Below are 18,096 nucleotides of genomic sequence, written 5' to 3'. Positions count from 1 at the left end.
GCTTCTCCTAGAAATCCAGGTTGTTGCGCAATTCGAATGCGGTGATCTGTTGCTGATACTCATGCCACTCGTCCCACTTTGCGCGCAGGAAGTATTCAAAGACGTGCTCGCCGAGGACCTCTGCCATGAATTCGGAGCGTTCAAACTCCCGGAGTGCTTGGTCCAAGCTGCTGGGCAGGTCCTTGTACCCCATTGCACGGCGCTCACGGCGGGTCAACTGATGGACATCGTCCTCGGCAGGATCACCGAGCTCATAGCCTTCCCTGATACCGCGCAATCCGGCGGCCAGCAGAACCGCATATCCCAGGTAGGGGTTCATCGCTGAGTCTAGAGAGCGGATCTCCACCCGTCGCGACATTTCCTTGGACAGGCGGTAGGTCGGTACTCGGACGAGGGCCGAGCGGTTGGACACGCCCCAGGTCACCGACCCCGGGGCTTCGCTGCCAAACATCAGGCGCTTGTAAGAGTTGGTCCACTGGTTGGTGATCGCCGTCATTTCCACTGCATGCTCAAGAATGCCGGCGATGAACTGCCGTCCCGTACTGGAGAGGGAAATCTCATCGTCGGGGTCGTGGAAGGCGTTGGAATCGCCTTCAAACAGGCTGAGGTGGGTGTGCATTCCCGATCCCGAGCGGTCTTCGAAAGGCTTGGGCATGAATGTGGCATGCACGCCCTGCTGGGAAGCCACCTCCTTGATGAGGTAGCGGAACGTCATGATGTGGTCTGCCATGGACAGCACATCAGCATGGCGCAAGTCGATCTCCTGCTGCCCGGGTGAGGTTTCATGGTGGCTAAATTCCGTAGCGATGCCCATGGATTCCAGCGCATACATCGACCGGCGGCGAAAACTCGGGGCGTTATCGTGGGTGGCTTGGTCGAAGTAACCGCCGTTGTCGGTGGCAATGAGGTTGTTGATATCGCGCGCATCCTCAAGGAGATAAAACTCGATCTCCGGTGAGGCCTTACACGTGAACCCTTCATTGGCCGCCTCTGTAACCTGCCGGCGCAGGATATGGCGTGGATCCACCAGGGAAGGGTGCCCATCGGGCTGGGTGATGTCGCAGAACATGCGCGCTGACAACAGCTCTGGCTCTTCCTTATCGAAGGGCATGATTTGGAACGTTGAGGGATCCGGCATGGCGATAGTATCGGCCTCTGAGATACGGGAGAATCCCTCCACCGAGGAGCCATCGAAGCCAACACCTTCCTCGAAGGCAGATTCCAATTCGGAGGGGCTCATCACCACAGATTTCAACGCCCCCAGGATGTCAGTGAACCAGAGGCGAATGAAGCGGATATCGCGTTCTTCAACTGTACGAAGGACGAATTCGTGTTGGCTGTTCATGTTTTAAACCCTACCGCCGCGCACCGAAGCCGCGGCTGGGCGTTTGCTCTTTTGCCCCCGCAGCGTCACCTATCGACCCAGTTGGCAAGAGTAACTCGGGGGCAATTTTTTTCGACCTTCCAAACCCTTGTCGCTGTAACATGCTTGAATGGCCCCATATCCAAACTGATGTACGAACAAAGATAGGAATGTGATTTCCATGAACACCAACCACGCAACACTGAGCGAGCGAGGACTCGACCTCATTATCCAGGCGGCCCAGCGAGGATGGTCTCCTAAGGATCTTCTTCACGTCGTGGGCGACTTTTGCCACCCACTCATTTATCGTGCCGCCGGCCAGGTGCCCGCACAGATTAGTTCCACTGCGTTGCGCAAAGAGTGGTTGAGCCTCACTCCGCCTGCTTCGATGACCATGTCCACCGATGAACTGACGCGACTCATCGAAGCAACCATGTTGCTTCCCTTACTTCGTGACGTTGACGTGCTCGTGCCTGAGAGAAATAGCTCCCAGTCAGCGCATGGCAGCAAGGAGGATAAAATCCGCACCAAAATCTCCCACCTTCTGCGGAAGGCCGAATCCACTCCCTACGAGGAAGAAGCCAGTGCGCTCATTGCCAAGGCACAAAGCCTGCGGCAACGACACCGGATCGATGGTGCTCTCGACGCTTCGCCCAGCTCCGTAGTTTCCACGCGCCTTCATATCAGCGCCCCCTATATCAAGCACAAGACCACACTTCTTAGCGTCATCGCGGATCGCAATGGATGCACTGTGCTGCAACTTCACCCCAAAGGGATCATCACAGTCTTCGGCGCTAAAGAGGACGTCCACCATGTCGCCGACCTCTTCGCTTCACTTCTTCGGCAGTGTGAGTGGCACATGCACCACGGAGAACACGCGAAAAGCGCACGCCAGATCGGCAATGTTGCAGCTTTCCGCCGAAGCTTCATTTTGTCCTTTGCCACCCGAATCGGTCAGCTCTTAGATGAGGCAAACACCACGCTGGGGCCGCAAAGTACAGACGCGACATGTTCCGCAGCACGCAATCCGGGGGTTGGGCATGATGCAGTAGTCCTTGCCCACCAATCTTTATCAGCGGTGGAAGATCGCCGGCGTAGCGCAGAAGCGGTAGTAGATCAGCTCTTTCCCAACGCCCGCACCATATCTTTAGCTATGGGGAGCCGAGCAGGCGTGTCCGCCGGGGCATCCGCTGCGGAAAGGTCTCATTTAAGTGGTGATTCCTCAGGGCTGGCAGGACGTGCCCAACTCACTCGTTAGGGCGGGCTCAAAGGCTGGCACAAGTGCTCTAATGACTAGGTAAACTAGTTGGAAGTGTAGAGGTTTTGTGCCTCCTCTTTAAATTTTCGCTCCCCGACGAAGGTGTGTACATGTCTCCGAAGACGTTCCTTGAAATCGAAGCCAAGTTCGCCGTGGATGAAGCCACGCCGGCGCCCGATCTCACCAACCTCGACGAGGTTGCCCGAGTAGCAGAAACCCGCCACCAATCGTTGTCGGCAATCTATTACGACACGGAGGACCTTCGCCTTACCCACGCCAAGATCACGCTGCGCCGCCGCACCGGTGGAAATGATGACGGTTGGCACATCAAGATCCCCGGTGCCGAAGGCCGCACCGAAATTCGTGCCGAACTCGGCGAACCAATTGATGGCAAGTACGAGGTTCCGGCCGAGCTTCTCCACCAGGTTCGCTCAGTGATCCGCAATCATCCGCTGGAGCCCATTGCGCAGGTCGACAACAACCGCACCGAATTGCTCCTTGTCAACGCCGATGACCAGCCGGTCGCTGAGTTCTGTGATGACCATGTCACCGCCTTCTCCTTTCTTCCGGGTGGCTCCCAGAGCACCTGGCGTGAGTGGGAAGTCGAGCTCGCTGGGGAGCTCCCTGGATCCAAGGAAGGCAGCGCTCTACTGCGGCACGCCACTTCCCTACTCATTAGCTCTGGGGCTCGGGTTTCTTCCTCGCCGTCCAAGTTGAAGTCGGCATTGGGTGAATCCGTCAACAATGTCGAGCTTCCCCCGTCACTTGCCACGTCCAACGTGGAGCCGGGCTCGCCCGCGGCAGCGGTTGTGGACGCATTGAAAGCCAACCGCGACAAGCTCGTCGAATATGATCCACGGGTTCGCCGCGATGAGTGGGATTCGGTTCACCAGATGCGCGTTGCTACCCGTGAACTGCGCAGCCACTTGCAGACCTTCCACGGCATTGTGGTGGGCCCCGAAATCGAGCGCATTGAGTCAGATCTGAAGGAACTTGCGGCCATGTTGGGCGTCGCCCGTGACGCCGAGGTCGTGGAGGAACGTTGGCAGAACCTCCTCGCGTCCGAGGATTCCGACGTCCTCGATGAAGCCACCCGCGAACACATTGCACACGACATGGGCCGCGCATACCGCCGAGCACACCGTCGAGTCATCGCGGCGCTCGATTCCGATCAATACTTGGCTCTGCTCGATGCATTGGATGCCTTCCTCTCCGACCCGCCGGTTGCTGGTGAAGACACGCCCGCTGACGCCGACAGCACCTCTGCCAGCGGCGAGGCGGAAGACTCTGCGGTCGACGATTCGGCGTCTGCTGCCCCCACTGAAGAAAAAGAGGAAGAACAAGAGTCAGCAAAGGTCTACGAGCCGAAGCACGCCAAGCCAGATGAGGACGAAGAGCCCCACGATCTTGATACGGTGATGGCCCTGCACCTCAAGCAGGCTTATGACAAGCTGGTCAAGCGCCACAAGAAGGCAGTCTCCAACTGGGATAATACCGAGCTGACGCTACATGAACGTGAAGAGTACTTCCACGATATGCGCAAGGCAGCAAAGAAACTGCGCTATGCGGCGGAGGCAGCTGGTTCCGCAACCTCGTTGAAGACGAAGAGCCTCTACAAGGCCTGCAAGCAGATGCAGTCAGGCTTGGGAGACTTCCAGGATTCGGTGACCTCTCGCGACAAGCTGCTCGAACTGGCAGAGACCGCACGACGCCGAGGCGAGGACACCTTTGGCTATGGTCTGCTCTACCAGCGTGAGCGCGCCATCGGTTTGGAAGCGCTCAACGCCTACTCGGAGAGCTTCAAGGCCATCAAGTCTGCGTTCAAGCCGCTGCGCAAGAAGCTGCGCTAATTCCTCCCCGCTGGGCGCGCTGCAACGCCCGGCAGGTGGAACAAACATTTCAACGGCCCACTCCGTCGCGTTTCTCGCGAGGGGGTGGGCCGTTGGCTTTGAGTTACCGCCGCTCAATGGGGCGTCCTGCAGGAGTCCTGCAGGACTTTAGTAATCGTCCTCAGCGGCGTCCTCGGCATCAGCCGCAGCAGTGCGGGCTTGCGCGATTTCGATGGCGCGCTCGGCTTCCTCGCGGGAATCATAGGGGCCCATGCGGTTCTCCCAACCAGACACCTTGCCCTGGGTCACCTCACCGGTGGACGGGTCGTAGAACCACTTGTTATCAGCCTCGGCCATTGTTTTCTCCATTCTTTTAGGCGCTCGATCAGTGCACCCCACACTACAGACCGCCCATCGACTACGCCCGTTAGAATAGATAGGTCACCTACCTCCTGCCCCGTTTACGGGCAGGATCTCGCCACCAGCAAAGGAGAACCTTCCCGATGCCCCTGTGGACTGCCCCTTCGACCCCGGCCGTCGACCGCGTTCGCGCCGCGCACAGCGACAACATCGGCGCCGAGCCGGCGCATGTCGCCAGCGCCCCAGCCACCTGGGCACTCATCGGCGAGCACATTGACCACTACGGCGGCATCACCATCATGGGCCTGGCTGATCTCCGCGCTGCAGTAGCTGTGAGCCCTCGCAACGATGGCATCGTCAACGTTCGCCTCGAGCACACCAACGGCGAGACCGTTGAGGACCAGATTTCGCTAGAGAAAGTCTCCTCCCTCGCCGCGGAACAGCAGCCCGGCGTCGATTCCGAAGGCCAGCCCATCGAGCCCCCGGCGCCCGAGGGCGCCATCGCAGCGCGCCTCGGCGGCATCATCTACACCATGATCAACCGCCAGCTCCTCACCCGCGAGACCGCCGGCGCCGACATCACCGTGGTCAACGACATCCCAGATTCGGCCGGGCTCGGAGCCGCCGCAGCCATTGATATCGCGACCGCTTTGGCGTTGCTCGGCGGCGCGGACGATCTCCACGACGCGCCTCTTCGCGCCCGGATCGCAGAGGTATGCTCCCAAGCTGTCGGCACCTTCGCCCGCTTCCCTGCGCTGCGCGCCCGCCACTCCGCCGCACTGCGTGGCGCGGGTGACTCCATTACCATCATCGACTACGCCGACGGTTCCGTCACCCAGGCACCGCACGTGGTCAACAAGGACATTGCAGCTTTTGCCCTCGCCGTCCCCGGTGACTTCGATTCCGCTGAGGCTGTTGCCGAGATCCGCGCCCGCGAGCGTTTCATTGACGCCGCCTGCCGCGCCTTCGGCACTGCATCGCTGCGCCTCCTGCCGGATGCGCCCCAGCGTGTCCTCGAGTGGCTCGCCGCCGTCCACAAGGTGCACGGCCCCGAAAACCAGCCCACCATCGACCAAGCCACAGCATGGCTGACTTTCTACTCGGAAGAAACCGAGCGAGCCGAGAGAATTGCCCGCGCCTTGCGCTCACGCCGCGGCACCGAGCTCTTCCCGCTGCTGACCCAATCGCAGTCGCTCGATGGCCACTCTCGAAACTACGCAACTGCCAACACGTCGTGGCTGCCGCGCTCCGCCACCGGGATTCAACCGCGGTCATCGCTACTGCCAAGCACCAGGCCCGAACTTGCGGCCGACTCGACGGCTGCTTCGTCCTATCGGCCTGCCCGCCATTACCGAGGATTAATCCGCCGGCCACGCAAAGAGCACATCGCGCTCGGCAACATCGGCCTTAACCAGCGAGACGGTAGTCTCGCTGCCGGTGGGCGGTTGCCCCACGGCCACTCCAATCACCGGCGGATCCAGCACGACGAGACGCGCTTTCTCGCGCTTTTCTCCGCCGTCGACAACCACGGCTTCAAAATTGGTGCCGACCCACGGTGCCAAGACCGTAGCCTCTGTCAGGTTGAGACACGCCTTATCCACTTGGGAGGCGAGCTGCGAGGTCGAGCGCATTGTGGAAATGACATCCCCGGCGCGTTCGCGTACCCACTCCGGCACCTCATAGCCGCCGCTCAGCGCCAAGCACACCTCCGTGGCAAATCGGTCGATGAGGCGGCGCAGCGGGGCGGTCACGTGCGCATAGTATCCGCCGATCCCCGCATGTACGTCCGCCTCACCGTCCTCCAGCCACACGTAGTCCGCCCCGCGCAAAAGGCGCTGGGCCTCGCGCATCACCGCCATGCCACGCGGTGAATCCGCGTCCACGGAATGGAGGAATTCCGAGATGCTGCTCTCCCCCAACTCAAAGCCCAGAGCCTCAGCCTCGGTGCGAAACGTTGCCTCAGCTTCCGGCGTGGCCGCGGACAGCGTGCGCAGGAACCCCACTCCGTGTTCTTCCATGAGGCGCCCGGCACACATGCCGGTAAGCAACGAGATTTCGGAGTTATAGTCCATCACCTCATAGCGCGGCTCCATCACCAGCTCGTAGTGCCCCTTCTCCGCATCTTTCGTCTCGGATACGCGCTGCGAGGGAAGGCGCAGGTTGATCGCCTCGCGGCGCAACGAGGAGGCCTGGCGCAGCTTGCCCACCTCCGGCAGCAGGGCGATAGAAGAATGCAAAGTGCCATTCTCCAAGTCCGCATGGGCCTGGTCGTAATCCAGCCGGGCGCGGCTGCGCACGAGTGCGCGCTCCACCGAGAAGTCCTCCACCTCACCCGCAGTGTCGAGGTCGAAGGTCCAGAGGACGGCGGGGCGGTCGACGTCGGCAAGCAGCGAGGCCCTATCCTCGGAGAGCTCCGCCGGGTGTAACCGCGCCGGCTCATCGGGTAGGTAGATGGTCTGGCCGCGCTTCAGGGATTCGGTCTCCAGCTCGGAGCCCGGTTCGATGAAAGCGGCAACATCGGCAATGGCGTACAGCACGCGGTAGCCGCCATCGCGGGCTTCGATGAAGACGGCCTGGTCCAAGTCCATGGAGCCGGCCGGATCAATAGTCACCAGCGGGATGTCGCGGGCATCGCGGCGCTGCTCGGCGTAACGATCCTGCGCGGACGCGGCCTGCGCGGTGACTTCTCCTGGGAAGTCGGTGGGAACGGAGAATTCCTCGGCGATGGGGCGAAAGTCCAGGGGCGCGGCATACAGCTTCATGCCGTCCCATTGTTCCAAAAAATAAAGATATGGGCGCGAATGAGCCAACCTATAAGCCGGATTCTGTGCCGCGCACCAAGGCGCGGTGGTAAACATCCATCCAGGCCAACCGTTGCCAGTTGGCTCAAGCAGCTACCTTCAGGCTTCGGCGAGCAACCTACTAACGCCTGATCGGGCCCGCAAGCGTGGCGGGCCGTGATGCCTTGCTCCCAGTGGGGTTTACCCAGCCACCGCCATCGCTGACGGTGCTGGTGCGCTCTTACCGCACCCTTTCACCCTTACCGCTTGCCTATCGCCACACCGAAGCGAAGCGAAAGGCGCGGCGGTCTACTTTCTGTTGCACTTTCCCGCGGGTCACCCCGGGTTGCTGTTAGCAACCACCGTGCTCTGTGGAGTCCGGACTTTCCTCGGCCCGCGCCTAGCCCCAGAAAGGGGCCGGTTCGACGGAACGCGTTTACCCGGTCGGCTCATTCGCGCCTGTTAGTTTATCGCAGCGCGCCCAGATGCCCCACATCGTTAAATCGGTGCAGGGTGCTACCGCCATCGAAGAACTCAACTTCGCTCAGCGAAGCCAGCTCCAGGAACAGGTGGTTGGGGGTCTGCGGTCCAGAGTCGAGCGCTTGGCGCACGAAGGACTTGATGGGGTTGACGTGGGAGACTACGAGCACGGTTTGCCCCGCATAGCGCTGCTGCAGCTGGCGGCGCGCGGCGCTGACGCGGCGGTGCACCGCGCGCAGGGACTCCCCGCCCGGGCAGGCCACGGACGTATCCTTCAGCCAGCGCGCGTGGAGCTCGGGGTCGGCGGCGTCGGCCTCGGCAAAGGTCTTGCCTTCCCAGCGTCCGAAGTCCACTTCGATGAGGGCCTCGACGGTCTCCACCCGCAGGTCCCGGCCCTCCACCACGGCCGCGGCCGTTTGCTGGCAGCGGCGCAGTGGCGAGCACACCACGGCATCGATGTGGGTATCCATCAGCGCTTGCGCGGCGGCGAGCGCTTGCTTCTTGCCTAGCTCGGTGAGCTCGGGGTTCGCCCGCCCGGAGTACTGCTTGGCTGCGGACATCGCTGTCTGACCGTGGCGCAGCAGGATGAAGCGGGTGGCCGGGCCACACTCAGGGCGCCAGTCGGCCGCGGTCGATGACGCCGTGCTTGGCGACGCCTCCCCGGCCTCCCCGCCGGCTTCAGCGGCGTCGCCGGCCCCCATATCGAGGATGCCCACGGGCTCGCCCTTCGCGGCGGCGTCCATAGCGACGTTGGAGAGCTCATCGGCCACCGAGTTCTTGGCGCGCGGGACCCACTCGAGGCTGAAGCGCGGAATCTGGTTGAGTAGGCGGCGCGCCTCGATGGCGAGCTTCTGCATGTCCGGATGCTTGATCTTCCAGCGCCCGTTCATCTGCTCCACCACGAGCTTGGAGTCCATGTAAAACTCCACCTCGTCCGCGCCCAGTTCCACCGCGGCCTCGAGGCCGCGCAGCAGGCCGTGGTATTCGGCCACGTTATTAGTGGACTTCTGCCCCACCACGTAGGCGATTTCCCTAAGCAGCTGCGAGCGGTCCTCGTTGTAGACCGCCGTTCCAGAACCGGCTATCCCGGGGTTGCCGCGGGAGCCGCCGTCAGCGAAGATGACGAGCTTCATGAGGCCGGGCGTACCAGGTAGGAGCCGCAGTCACTGCACTGCGGGACCTCGTCGGCCGCCGCGTTGCGCACCGCGTTCTGCTCGGCCGGCGGCAGCACGATGAAGCAGCCGCCGCAACCGCGCCCGGTGAAGGCCGCCGCACCCACACCGTTTTCTTCGCGCACGGTCTCGTACTCCGCCACGATGTCCGCGGGCAGCTGCTCGCGCAGCTCGCCGATGCGCACCTGCGGATCCGGTCGGTTCGCCGCGGCCTCCTGGGCGGCTTCGGCCGCGCGCTTGAGCACTTCGAGCTTGCGCTCGGAATCGGAGACCTTCGCGCCGTGGACATCCAGGTTGGCACGCAGGGCGTGAATTTCGTTGTGGGCTTCTTGCAGCTCGCTCATGAGATCCGCGATGCGGGACTTAGCCGCATAGAGATCGTGTTCCAAGTCCTTGCGGGTCTCCGGGTCGGTCGCGGCACCGAGCTGGGCCTTATCGTCGCGCTCGCGCTGGCGCAGCTTGCGCTCGTCGGCCTGGATGCGCAGGATCTCCATCTCCATATCGTCGACGGCGAGCTGGGCGGAGCCGGAGGCGTCGAGAAGCCGGGCGTGTGCGGCCTGTGCCTTCTCGTATTCCTCTTGCTCCGGGATGGTGGGGGTTCCACCGTGCGCCTGGGAGCGCTCCAGGGTCGCCAGCTCCAGCAAGATGCTCTGCAGATCCTGTGACAGTTTCATTTAGTTCTCCTTATGCGCAGAAATCGTCCATGGGTCGGTGCGGACATCGATGATCTCGGTGTTCACGCGCAATGCGTTCTCCACAATATCGCGCGCCTGGGTGGTCCAGGGAAACTCGCTGGCCCAGTGAGCGGTGTCCACCACGGCTGGGCCTTCAGGTTGGGCCAGGTGCGCAGCGCGCAGATGTTCATCTACCGGGTGGTGGCGCAGATCGGAGGTGACGTAGACGTCCACGCCGAGCGCTGCTGCTTGGTCCAGGAAGGAGTCACCCGAGCCACTGGAGACGGCCACGCGCTTCACCACGCGCTCCGGATCACCGGCCGCACGCACTCCCCACTCGGTTTCTGGGAGGGCATCGGCCACGCGCTGGGTGAATTCGCGCAGCGTCATTGGTTGCTCAAGCTCACCCACGCGCCCCAGGCCCAGCGCCTCGTCGAGGTTCTCATAGGGCTCGACAGGGACGATGGGGCGGCCGGGCGTGATGCCGACGAGTTCGGCCAGCTTGTCGTTGACACCCGGGCGCGCTTTATCCGCGTTGGTGTGCGCGGCCAGGAGGGCCACACCGTTGCGGATAAGAGTGTGAATGACCTTGCCCTTCGGGGTATCCGCCGCCACCGAGGTCACCCCGCGAAGCAGCAGCGGGTGATGCACCACAAGCATCTGCGCGCCGAGCTCCACGGCCTTGTCTGCCACCTCCTGGGTGCAGTCCAGAGCGAAGGCCACGGTGCGCACCTCGTCCGCGGGGTCACCGCACACCAGGCCGACTGCATCCCACGACTCAGCGAGCTGCGGCGGGTAGGCCTCGTGGATAACGCGGCGGATCTCGCCAACGGTCGTGTGTTCTGCCATCTCGTTTGCTCCTTATACGGCTTCAGGTTTCACGTCAGTCGCGTCGCTGCTATATCCTAGCTTTCGTTCGTCAGCGCACCCCTCTAGCTTAAGGAGCCTTTGCATGACGCCTCCGGAGAACGACAACCAGCTCCACATCGTCTTCGTGTGCACGGGCAATATTTGCCGCTCACCAATGGCGGAAATCATTACCCGTGATGCCATGGAGACCGATATGCTCGATCTCCTCGCCCGCGTGGACTCCTGCGGCCTCGGCGGCTGGCACGTGGGCCAGGGCGCAGACGAGCGCGCTGTGGCTGAGCTGCGCCGCGGCGGGCACGATGGCGCTGGCCACCAGGCCGCCCAGCTGGGTCCGGAGCACATGGACGCGGACCTGTTCGTGGCCATGGATACCGGCCACCGCGATGCCCTTATCGAGCGCGGCATCCCGAAGGACAAGGTGCGCCTCATGCGCAGTTTCGACCCGAATTCTCCGGAGGACGCCATCGTGGAGGATCCGTTCTACGGCACGGAGGAGGACTTCGCCCGTACCCGCGAAGAGATCGACGCCGCCGTTCCAGGTCTGCTCGAGTGGATTAAGACGAACCACGGCTAGATAATCTTTTGCGGCTACTAGACTGGTCAACATGCTCAAGACATTCCTCAAGCCTGGGTGGGTGCTCTTTCTCATCTTCATCGTCGCCTTTTCCTATTTGTCTTTCACGGTGCTCGCACCGTGGCAGCTGAATAAAGACGACCAGATTGTGGAGCGCAACCACCTCATTGAGGAGGCCTATGACGCCGACCCCCAGCCGGTCACCGAAGTCTTTTCCACCGATGGCTCCCTGCGCAAGGAGTGGGAACGCGCGGAGCTGACCGGCCACTACCTTCCGGAGGATGAGGTGCTGCTGCGCCTGCGCCCGGTGGAGTCCGCTCCGGGCTTCCAGTCGCTGGTTCCCTTTGAGACCGACTCCGGCGAGACTTTCCTGGTCAACCGCGGCTGGGTACCCACGGATGAGGGCAATTCCGTTCCCCACATCGATCCGGCCCCCTCGGAGAAGGTGACCATCGTGGGCATGGCGCGCTACAACGAGCGCGAGCACACCTCCGCCCCCATTGAGGAGCAGGGCTACACACAGGTCTACTCCATCAATACGGAGCAGATCGCAGAGCTTGTCGACGTCCCCCTCGCCCACGACTACCTCCAACTCTCCCCCGATCAGCCAGGTGAGCTGCATGCGCTGCCGGTGCCGAAGCTGGACCGCGGCAACCACCTCTCCTACGGCTACCAGTGGATTGCCTTCGGCGTGATGGCGCCACTGGGCTTTGCGTATTTCGTGTGGTCCGAGATTCGGGAGCGCCGCCGCGCCCGTGAGGAAGAGGCCCTGATGGCTGAGGCCACTGCGGCAGCTATTGGCACCGGCGCCGGCTCCCCCGATGCGACTGCGGACACTGACGTCTCGGAGCTTGATCACGGAGACCCCTCCGGCGAGCACTCCGACGCCACAGCGCCTTCTGCCCCGCCTTCGACGCCAGCAACTACCTCGCAGCCTTCGCGCCGCTCCCGCTCGCGCTATGGCTCTGCCAAGCCGGACTTCTACGAGAAGATCCGTGAGCGCGGTCAGGAGCGCTACTAGCCTCGGCCCCCAAAGGGGACGATCATGAGCGCGGTTGCGTGGGCGCGAGAAGCGACCGAAACCGAGATTGCCGACTTTCTTAACATGGAGATTGCCGACAGTATTCTTGAAGCAGCTAGCTGCACCGCTGAGAACTGCATTCCCAACTGGGACGAAGACATGCCAGAAGCAGTGTGGCCAATCAACGGTAGTGAAGAAGAATGTCTCCGAATCGGCAAGCAGGCAAACGGACTCTACTGTGTCAGGATCTTCTCCATGAGATTCTATCCAGGGCACTGCCAAGGCATCTACGGTGACGAATATCGCAAAGAAAACGTCGCACTCAACCGGATCAATCTCCGCGAGTGGCCAGGCGAACACTAAGACAAACGGTGCCCACCTTATGTTGGTGGGCACCGTAAATTCATCGCCATAAGCTAAACGCAATCACAGACGGGACAGAACATGACCGCAGCAATCTTTCTCCAGACGCTACCAAATATGGGTCAATGCGGATACCGATGCACCTTCCTGTGCTCGAACCAGGCCCAAATCAAAGAAGCCAAGAACAACAGTGGCGTAACCCACGCCAGACGATGCCACCAATGTGCTCCAAAGTATGATTCATCAGCACTTAGTCCTGCTAGATAATTGATTACAAGCGTTGCGATGAACAGCACTACAACGACAGTAACGCTCGACCAGTAGGCTGCGCTTTTCTGTTTACGCGTCAATGCCATCCTCCTCAATACATGTTTGCTGTTTTAGCGCAGGTTTGTGTGGTTAGTCGTCTCCCTCACCCGGATTACATCGTTCGGCTATTGTTCTAGGAAGTCCAACATCAGGGCGCCAATCCTCCAAGTTCCAACTAGGCTTAACTCGGGCGACTTGAGATAGCGGGTGACACACAAACTGGTTGTGGAGGCTTCCAGTATCCGCAACCCCCTTGGATTTTGCTTCATTCCAACCTGCAGTTTCAGGGATTGGTGACCGCATTGCCCTTCCCAAGACCGTAGGAAAGACCTTGTATCGCGTACCTTCGGGCTGTTTTACAATGTCCACACGGTCGATTAGGGACAGACCAAAAGCAGCCCTGATTGGTTCATCATCACTTTCGGCGGCTGCACGCTCCGCAACTTGGTTGGAGGGAAGATCAACGACCGTCACCACAGTGTCTTCGACCTCAAATTCAAGGCCAGCTGGTGCGACTGCGTAGAGCCCCACTTCACCGCCAGGTTTTAATACTTCAAGGAAGTTGGAATCGCCCAGCAGGTTAACTTTGGTTCCGGCTGGCCCCTCAATGCGAAAGCTATCCCCCGCCTTCAGTTGCGCCTCTGTTTCGCCACCACTGGAATCGGTGTTAGCTCCAATCACTGACACATCGCTCCCCTCTACGGGAACGTACTTGTTTACCTCATCTGCGGAAGCCTGCACTGAAAATGTCGAACTCAGCGCAAACAATGCCGTGGCGCTCACGCACGTCAGCCCCTTTTTTAACATGATGACCTCTTTTCCAGATTTCCAAGATGCCCGGCGCGTCACCGGCTTACCTCAAACCTACGGCTAATGAAAACTGTAGTCAATAACCATTTGCTAACAATGATCATTCATCTGCATAAACACTGGTCACGCTTTTGTGACCTAAGTCAATTTCGTAAGTATTAGTCCCACTTGCGCATGGTGCACCGTTACACATCCGTCCATTCATAGAGGGGAGTGGATATCAAATTGGGGCGAGTGGCACCCTTTTGAGGTATACCCCAACCGAACACTCCACGGGCATTGCCGGCCAAATCATCGGCTACGCCCGCGTCAGCACTACCGACCAAACCCCGAACGCCAACACCCCCACCTCAAGGCAGCCGGAGCAGTCCGCATCTACACCGACCACCAAAGCGGCCTTCGCCCTAGAGCACCCGCAGGCGCCCTCCGAGCACGACGAAACCCCTCTCCGACTTAACGGAAAGGGGTTTCATTTGGTGCGGCCTGAGGGGATCGAACCCCCGACCTACTGGGTGTAAACCAGTTGCTCTTCCAGCTGAGCTAAAGCCGCAGTGCACTTGGTGTGCTCGAACAAGATTAGCCCATGGGCACCCGCAGCAACAAATCGGGGTGTGATTCGCCGCTGCGAATGCCGCGTGAGCAGGTACATCCTGCGATTATTCCTTAGGGCTTCTTGGTGTAGCCGCGGGCCACGAGGCAGGACCCCTGCCACTCGCCGAGGCGCTCGGCCTTGGTCTGTACAAGGCCGGCCAATTGTGCAGATTCGGAGATCTCGCCTGGCTCCAAGTTGCCTGGCTTTCCAGCTCCTGGGGTCAGCAGCCAGATGCGGCCGGAATCGCCCAAGGGACGGGTGGCATCCACCAGCCCATCGACCAAGTCGCCGTCCTCCGCGCGCCACCACAGCAGCACAAGGTCGCACAACTCGTCGGTCTCTTCCTCGAGGAAGTCCTCCCCCAACACGTCCTCGATGGACTCAGAAATCGTGGAGTCACAGTCTTCGTCCCAACCAAGTTCTAAGGCAATCTGGCCCTCCTCGATGCCGAGCTTGGCTGCGAATCCCGTCACTCGTTGAGTTCCTTCCGATGAAGTAGTTGATGTCATGCAGAGTATTTTAACGTCTACGGTGCACTTTTTCGCGTCAAACCTCCCCCGTTCCTCCCCAGAGGTGGACATTTTCCCCCATAAAACCACCCGTGGGGGCCTCCGAGTAACCCACCGCGAAAGGGGCGCGTATCCTAGAGCAAGATCTGTATACTACGACCCAGGAGGATTTAATGGCCGACTTGGACGCCCACAACGGCGACTCCAACTTTCCCATCGTTCGCGATGGCGTGGCAGCATACCTGCATGACTCCGACCCCGAGGAGACCCGCGAGTGGATGGACTCCCTCGACGGTCTTCTAGATTCTTCCGATCCGGAGCGCGCCCGCTACCTCATGCTGCGCCTTCTTGAGCGCGCTACCGCCAAGCGCGTGCCGTTGCCGTCGCTGACGTCCTCGGATTTTGTTAACACCATCCCTACCTCCCTGGAGCCAGAGTTCCCGGGCGATGAGGAGTTGGAGAAGCGCTACCGCCGCTGGATCCGCTGGAACGCGGCCATCATGGTGCACCGTGCACAGCGCCCGGGCATCGGCGTCGGTGGCCACATCTCCACCTACGCAGGCGCTGCCCCGCTGTATGAGGTGGGCCTGAACCACTTCTTCAAGGGCAAGGATGATCCCTCCGGCGGCGACCAGGTCTTCTTCCAGGGCCACGCCTCCCCGGGTGTCTACGCCCGCGCCTTCATGGAGGGCCGCCTGAGCGAGGAAGACCTCGACGGCTTCCGCCAGGAGCACTCCCGCGGCGAGGGCAATGGTCTGCCGTCCTACCCGCACCCACGCCTGATGCCGGACTTCTGGGAGTTCCCCACCGTGTCCATGGGCCTGGGCCCCATCAACGCCATCTACCAGGCACGCTTCAATAAGTACCTGGAAACCCGCGGCATCAAGGACACCTCCAAGCAGCATGTCTGGGCCTTCCTCGGCGACGGCGAGATGGATGAGCCGGAGTCCCGTGGTCTGCTGCAGATGGCTTCCCTCTATGAGCTGGATAACCTGACCTTCGTGGTGAACTGTAACCTGCAGCGTCTCGATGGTCCGGTGCGCGGTAACACCCAGATCATTCAGGAGCTGGAGTCCTTCTTCCGCGGTGCCGGCTGGTCCGTCATCAAGATTGTCTGGGGCCGCGGCTGGGACAAGCTGCTGGAAGCCGACAAGGACGGCGCCCTGGTCAACATCATGAACACCACGTCTGATGGTGACTACCAGACCTTCAAGGCTAACGACGGCGCCTACGTGCGCGAGCACTTCTTCGGCCGCGATGAGCGCACGCTCAAGCTGGTAGAGGACATGTCCGATGATGAGATTTGGGCACTGCGCCGCGGTGGCCACGACTACCGCAAGATCTACGCCGCATACGACAAGGCGTTGAGCTACGCTGGCACCGGCCGCCCGACGGTCATCCTGGCCCACACCATTAAGGGCTACGGCCTGGGCCACAACTTCGAGGGCCGCAACGCTACCCACCAGATGAAGAAGCTGACGCTGGAGGATCTGAAGCTCTTCCGCGACAAGCAGGGCATCCCGATCAGCGACGAGCAGCTCGAAGCAGATCCGTACCTGCCGCCGTACTACCACCCGGGCAAGGATGCTCCGGAGATCAAGTACATGCTGGAGCGTCGTAAAGAGCTGGGCGGCTTCCTGCCGGAGCGCCGCGAGAACTTCGAGACGCTGACCACTCCGGATCTGTCCAAGCTGCGCTCGGTCCGCAAGGGTTCCGGCAAGCAGGACGTCGCCACCACCATGGCGCTGGTGCGTACCTTCAAGGAGCTCATGCGCGACAAGGAGCTGGGCAAGCGCGTCGTGCCGATCATTCCGGATGAGGCCCGCACCTTCGGTATGGACTCTTGGTTCCCGACTCTCAAGATCTGGAACCCGCGTGGCCAGAATTACGTTCCGGTGGACCACGACCTCATGCTCTCCTACCGCGAGGCCACGGATGGTCAGATTCTGCACGAGGGCATTTCCGAGGCCGGTGCCGCAGCCTCCTTCACCGCAGCTGCTACCTCCTACGCCACCCAGGGCGAGGCGATGATTCCGCTGTACATCTTCTACTCGATGTTCGGTTTCCAGCGCACCGGCGATGCCTTCTGGGCTGCTGCCGACCAGCTGGGCCGCGGCTTCATCATCGGTGCGACCGCCGGCCGCACCACCTTGACCGGTGAGGGCCTGCAGCACATGGACGGCCACTCCCCGATCTTGGCGTCGACCAACCCGGCCGTGGAGGTCTACGACCCGGCCTTCGGCTACGAGATCGCTCACCTGGTTCCGCGCGGTATTGAGCGCATGTACGGCGAGGACAACGAGCCGATCATGTACTACATCACCGTGTACAACGAGCCGGTCAAGCAGCCTGCTGAGCCGGAGAACCTCGACGTCGAGGGCCTCCACAAGGGCATCTACCACTACAACACCGCCGAGTCCGGCTCCATCCCAGCCAACATCCTGGCCTCCGGTGTGGGCATGTACGAGGCCCTGCGCGCCCAGGAGATCCTGGCTGAGGACTTCGATGTCAAGGCTTCGCTGTTCTCCGTCACCTCGTGGGTCAACCTGGCTCGCGACGGCGCTGCCCGTAACCAGGAAGCACTGCGCAAGGGCACGGAGCCGACCGAGGCTTTCGCTACCTCCCAGCTCAAGGGCTTCGAGGGGCCGTTCGTCGGTGTCTCCGACTTCGCTACGGACCTGCAGGAGCAGATTCGCCCCTACGTCCCGGGCGACTACATCGTCCTGGGCGCAGATGGCTTCGGATTCTCCGATACCCGCGAAGGCGCTCGCCGCTACTTCAACATCGACGCCGAGTCCATCGTCGTCGCCGTCCTCGAGGGCCTGGCCCGCGAGGGTAAGGTGGAGCGCAGCACCGTGGAGAAGGCAGCTCGCGAGCTGAAGCTCGACGACCCGACCGCCACCATCTCTACGTCCTCCGACGAGGACTAAGGCTGATGAGGATTAAGGCTTAACAGCCTCAAGCCCTCCGGCCCCTTCTGCCCCATTGTGGGTAGGAGGGGCATTCTTTTTGCCTAAACCCAGGGCGGCCAGCTGTCGTTGTTGCCAAAGTTCGAGCCAGATCTTGAATCAGACCTGACTTAGGTCATGGGTGGGTGAGTAACGTCACTCTTGACACTGTTACCTGTTGGTT

15 protein-coding genes, 1 tRNA gene, 1 other RNA gene and 1 pseudogene are annotated in these 18,096 nt (G+C 61.4%); 7 read left to right on the top strand and 11 right to left on the bottom strand.

Annotated features, from left to right (window positions below):
* Positions 1-7: 7 nt before the first annotated feature.
* The gene (locus HWX44_RS10385; protein WP_175974528.1) at positions 8-1,345 is read right to left on the bottom strand and encodes a glutamine synthetase family protein; all 1,338 of its coding nucleotides are present in this window, start codon (positions 1,343-1,345) and stop codon (positions 8-10) included.
* Positions 1,346-1,544: 199 nt separating this feature from the next.
* Between HWX44_RS10385 and HWX44_RS10380 the strand changes: the two genes are divergently transcribed.
* The gene (locus HWX44_RS10380) at positions 1,545-2,621 is read left to right on the top strand and encodes a DUF2786 domain-containing protein (protein WP_144013804.1); all 1,077 of its coding nucleotides are present in this window, start codon (positions 1,545-1,547) and stop codon (positions 2,619-2,621) included.
* Positions 2,622-2,731: 110 nt separating this feature from the next.
* Complete coding sequence (locus HWX44_RS10375; protein ID WP_070545502.1) at positions 2,732-4,471, top strand: CYTH and CHAD domain-containing protein; 1,740 nt, start codon at positions 2,732-2,734, stop codon at positions 4,469-4,471.
* Positions 4,472-4,618: 147 nt separating this feature from the next.
* Here the strand turns inward: HWX44_RS10375 and HWX44_RS10370 are convergent, their stop codons facing one another.
* Positions 4,619-4,807 carry a hypothetical protein gene (locus HWX44_RS10370; protein ID WP_046647736.1) on the bottom strand — a complete coding sequence of 63 codons (189 nt, stop codon included), beginning with the start codon at positions 4,805-4,807 and terminating at the stop codon, positions 4,619-4,621.
* 146 nt (positions 4,808-4,953) lie between these two features.
* Here HWX44_RS10370 and HWX44_RS13375 point away from each other — a divergent pair.
* Positions 4,954-5,091 (top strand): annotated as a pseudogene (locus HWX44_RS13375) (galactokinase family protein); the annotation flags it as partial.
* A gap of 129 nt (positions 5,092-5,220) precedes the next feature.
* Here HWX44_RS13375 and HWX44_RS13370 read toward each other — a convergent pair.
* The 6 genes from HWX44_RS13370 to HWX44_RS10340 all read right to left on the bottom strand — a co-directional run bounded on the left by HWX44_RS13370 (position 5,221) and on the right by HWX44_RS10340 (position 10,765).
* A complete protein-coding gene (locus HWX44_RS13370) occupies positions 5,221-5,856 on the bottom strand; it encodes a hypothetical protein (RefSeq protein ID WP_254868181.1) in 636 nt (211 codons plus the stop codon).
* 312 nt (positions 5,857-6,168) lie between these two features.
* Positions 6,169-7,572 carry an RNB domain-containing ribonuclease gene (locus tag HWX44_RS10360; RefSeq protein ID WP_175974526.1) on the bottom strand — a complete coding sequence of 468 codons (1,404 nt, stop codon included), beginning with the start codon at positions 7,570-7,572 and terminating at the stop codon, positions 6,169-6,171.
* Between the two features lie 36 nt (positions 7,573-7,608).
* Positions 7,609-8,042: RNase P RNA component class A (rnpB, locus tag HWX44_RS10355), an RNA gene on the bottom strand.
* Between the two features lie 15 nt (positions 8,043-8,057).
* The gene (locus HWX44_RS10350) at positions 8,058-9,203 is read right to left on the bottom strand and encodes a bifunctional RNase H/acid phosphatase (protein ID WP_175974524.1); all 1,146 of its coding nucleotides are present in this window, start codon (positions 9,201-9,203) and stop codon (positions 8,058-8,060) included.
* The gene (locus tag HWX44_RS10345) at positions 9,200-9,916 is read right to left on the bottom strand and encodes a zinc ribbon domain-containing protein (RefSeq protein ID WP_049156859.1); all 717 of its coding nucleotides are present in this window, start codon (positions 9,914-9,916) and stop codon (positions 9,200-9,202) included. Before HWX44_RS10345 ends, HWX44_RS10350 begins: the two co-directional genes overlap by 4 nt.
* Complete coding sequence (locus HWX44_RS10340) at positions 9,917-10,765, bottom strand: Nif3-like dinuclear metal center hexameric protein (protein WP_070700668.1); 849 nt, start codon at positions 10,763-10,765, stop codon at positions 9,917-9,919.
* Positions 10,766-10,868: 103 nt separating this feature from the next.
* On the opposite strand from HWX44_RS10340, the gene HWX44_RS10335 reads away from it, so the two are divergent.
* Genes HWX44_RS10335 through HWX44_RS10325 form a run of 3 tightly spaced genes read left to right on the top strand, consistent with a single transcriptional unit; the run spans position 10,869 to position 12,744 of the window.
* Positions 10,869-11,360 carry a low molecular weight protein-tyrosine-phosphatase gene (locus tag HWX44_RS10335; protein ID WP_046647730.1) on the top strand — a complete coding sequence of 164 codons (492 nt, stop codon included), beginning with the start codon at positions 10,869-10,871 and terminating at the stop codon, positions 11,358-11,360.
* 31 nt (positions 11,361-11,391) lie between these two features.
* The gene (locus tag HWX44_RS10330) at positions 11,392-12,381 is read left to right on the top strand and encodes an SURF1 family cytochrome oxidase biogenesis protein (RefSeq protein WP_175974522.1); all 990 of its coding nucleotides are present in this window, start codon (positions 11,392-11,394) and stop codon (positions 12,379-12,381) included.
* A 24-nt stretch (positions 12,382-12,405) separates the two neighbouring features.
* Complete coding sequence (locus tag HWX44_RS10325) at positions 12,406-12,744, top strand: hypothetical protein (protein WP_175974521.1); 339 nt, start codon at positions 12,406-12,408, stop codon at positions 12,742-12,744.
* A gap of 399 nt (positions 12,745-13,143) precedes the next feature.
* Here HWX44_RS10325 and HWX44_RS10320 read toward each other — a convergent pair whose 3' ends face one another.
* The 3 genes from HWX44_RS10320 to HWX44_RS10310 form a co-directional block, all read right to left on the bottom strand.
* Entirely contained in the window at positions 13,144-13,836 is a 693-nt protein-coding gene (locus HWX44_RS10320; RefSeq protein ID WP_175974519.1) for a DUF2599 domain-containing protein, read from the bottom strand.
* 501 nt (positions 13,837-14,337) lie between these two features.
* A tRNA-Val gene (locus HWX44_RS10315) sits at positions 14,338-14,413 on the bottom strand.
* Positions 14,414-14,526: 113 nt separating this feature from the next.
* The gene (locus tag HWX44_RS10310; RefSeq protein ID WP_046647091.1) at positions 14,527-14,964 is read right to left on the bottom strand and encodes a DUF3052 domain-containing protein; all 438 of its coding nucleotides are present in this window, start codon (positions 14,962-14,964) and stop codon (positions 14,527-14,529) included.
* A gap of 173 nt (positions 14,965-15,137) precedes the next feature.
* Here HWX44_RS10310 and aceE point away from each other — a divergent pair, with 173 nt between their 5' ends.
* Positions 15,138-17,894 (top strand): pyruvate dehydrogenase (acetyl-transferring), homodimeric type, encoded by a 2,757-nt coding sequence (aceE, locus tag HWX44_RS10305; RefSeq protein ID WP_071410307.1) that lies wholly within the window; start codon positions 15,138-15,140, stop codon positions 17,892-17,894.
* Positions 17,895-18,096 lie beyond the last annotated feature (202 nt).

The sequence above is a fragment of the Corynebacterium sp. Marseille-Q2823 genome, from assembly GCF_903645345.1.
Classification (GTDB): Bacteria; Actinomycetota; Actinomycetes; order Mycobacteriales; family Mycobacteriaceae; genus Corynebacterium; species Corynebacterium hiratae.
This window is presented reverse-complemented; position numbering and strand designations above follow the sequence as displayed.

What these genes read in the sequence shown, in the direction of transcription:
- HWX44_RS10385 (WP_175974528.1), bottom strand. Translation starts at nt 1,345, where the DNA reads ATGAACAGCCAACACGAATTCGTCCTTCGTACAGTTGAAGAACGCGAT.
- aceE (WP_071410307.1), top strand. Translation starts at nt 15,138, where the DNA reads ATGGCCGACTTGGACGCCCACAACGGCGACTCCAACTTTCCCATCGTT.
- HWX44_RS10325 (WP_175974521.1), top strand. Translation starts at nt 12,406, where the DNA reads ATGAGCGCGGTTGCGTGGGCGCGAGAAGCGACCGAAACCGAGATTGCC.
- HWX44_RS10350 (WP_175974524.1), bottom strand. Translation starts at nt 9,203, where the DNA reads ATGAAGCTCGTCATCTTCGCTGACGGCGGCTCCCGCGGCAACCCCGGG.
- HWX44_RS10330 (WP_175974522.1), top strand. Translation starts at nt 11,392, where the DNA reads ATGCTCAAGACATTCCTCAAGCCTGGGTGGGTGCTCTTTCTCATCTTC.
- HWX44_RS10370 (WP_046647736.1), bottom strand. Translation starts at nt 4,807, where the DNA reads ATGGCCGAGGCTGATAACAAGTGGTTCTACGACCCGTCCACCGGTGAG.
- HWX44_RS10340 (WP_070700668.1), bottom strand. Translation starts at nt 10,765, where the DNA reads ATGGCAGAACACACGACCGTTGGCGAGATCCGCCGCGTTATCCACGAG.
- HWX44_RS10360 (WP_175974526.1), bottom strand. Translation starts at nt 7,572, where the DNA reads ATGAAGCTGTATGCCGCGCCCCTGGACTTTCGCCCCATCGCCGAGGAA.
- HWX44_RS10345 (WP_049156859.1), bottom strand. Translation starts at nt 9,916, where the DNA reads ATGAAACTGTCACAGGATCTGCAGAGCATCTTGCTGGAGCTGGCGACC.
- HWX44_RS10380 (WP_144013804.1), top strand. Translation starts at nt 1,545, where the DNA reads ATGAACACCAACCACGCAACACTGAGCGAGCGAGGACTCGACCTCATT.
- HWX44_RS10335 (WP_046647730.1), top strand. Translation starts at nt 10,869, where the DNA reads ATGACGCCTCCGGAGAACGACAACCAGCTCCACATCGTCTTCGTGTGC.
- HWX44_RS10310 (WP_046647091.1), bottom strand. Translation starts at nt 14,964, where the DNA reads ATGACATCAACTACTTCATCGGAAGGAACTCAACGAGTGACGGGATTC.
- HWX44_RS10375 (WP_070545502.1), top strand. Translation starts at nt 2,732, where the DNA reads ATGTCTCCGAAGACGTTCCTTGAAATCGAAGCCAAGTTCGCCGTGGAT.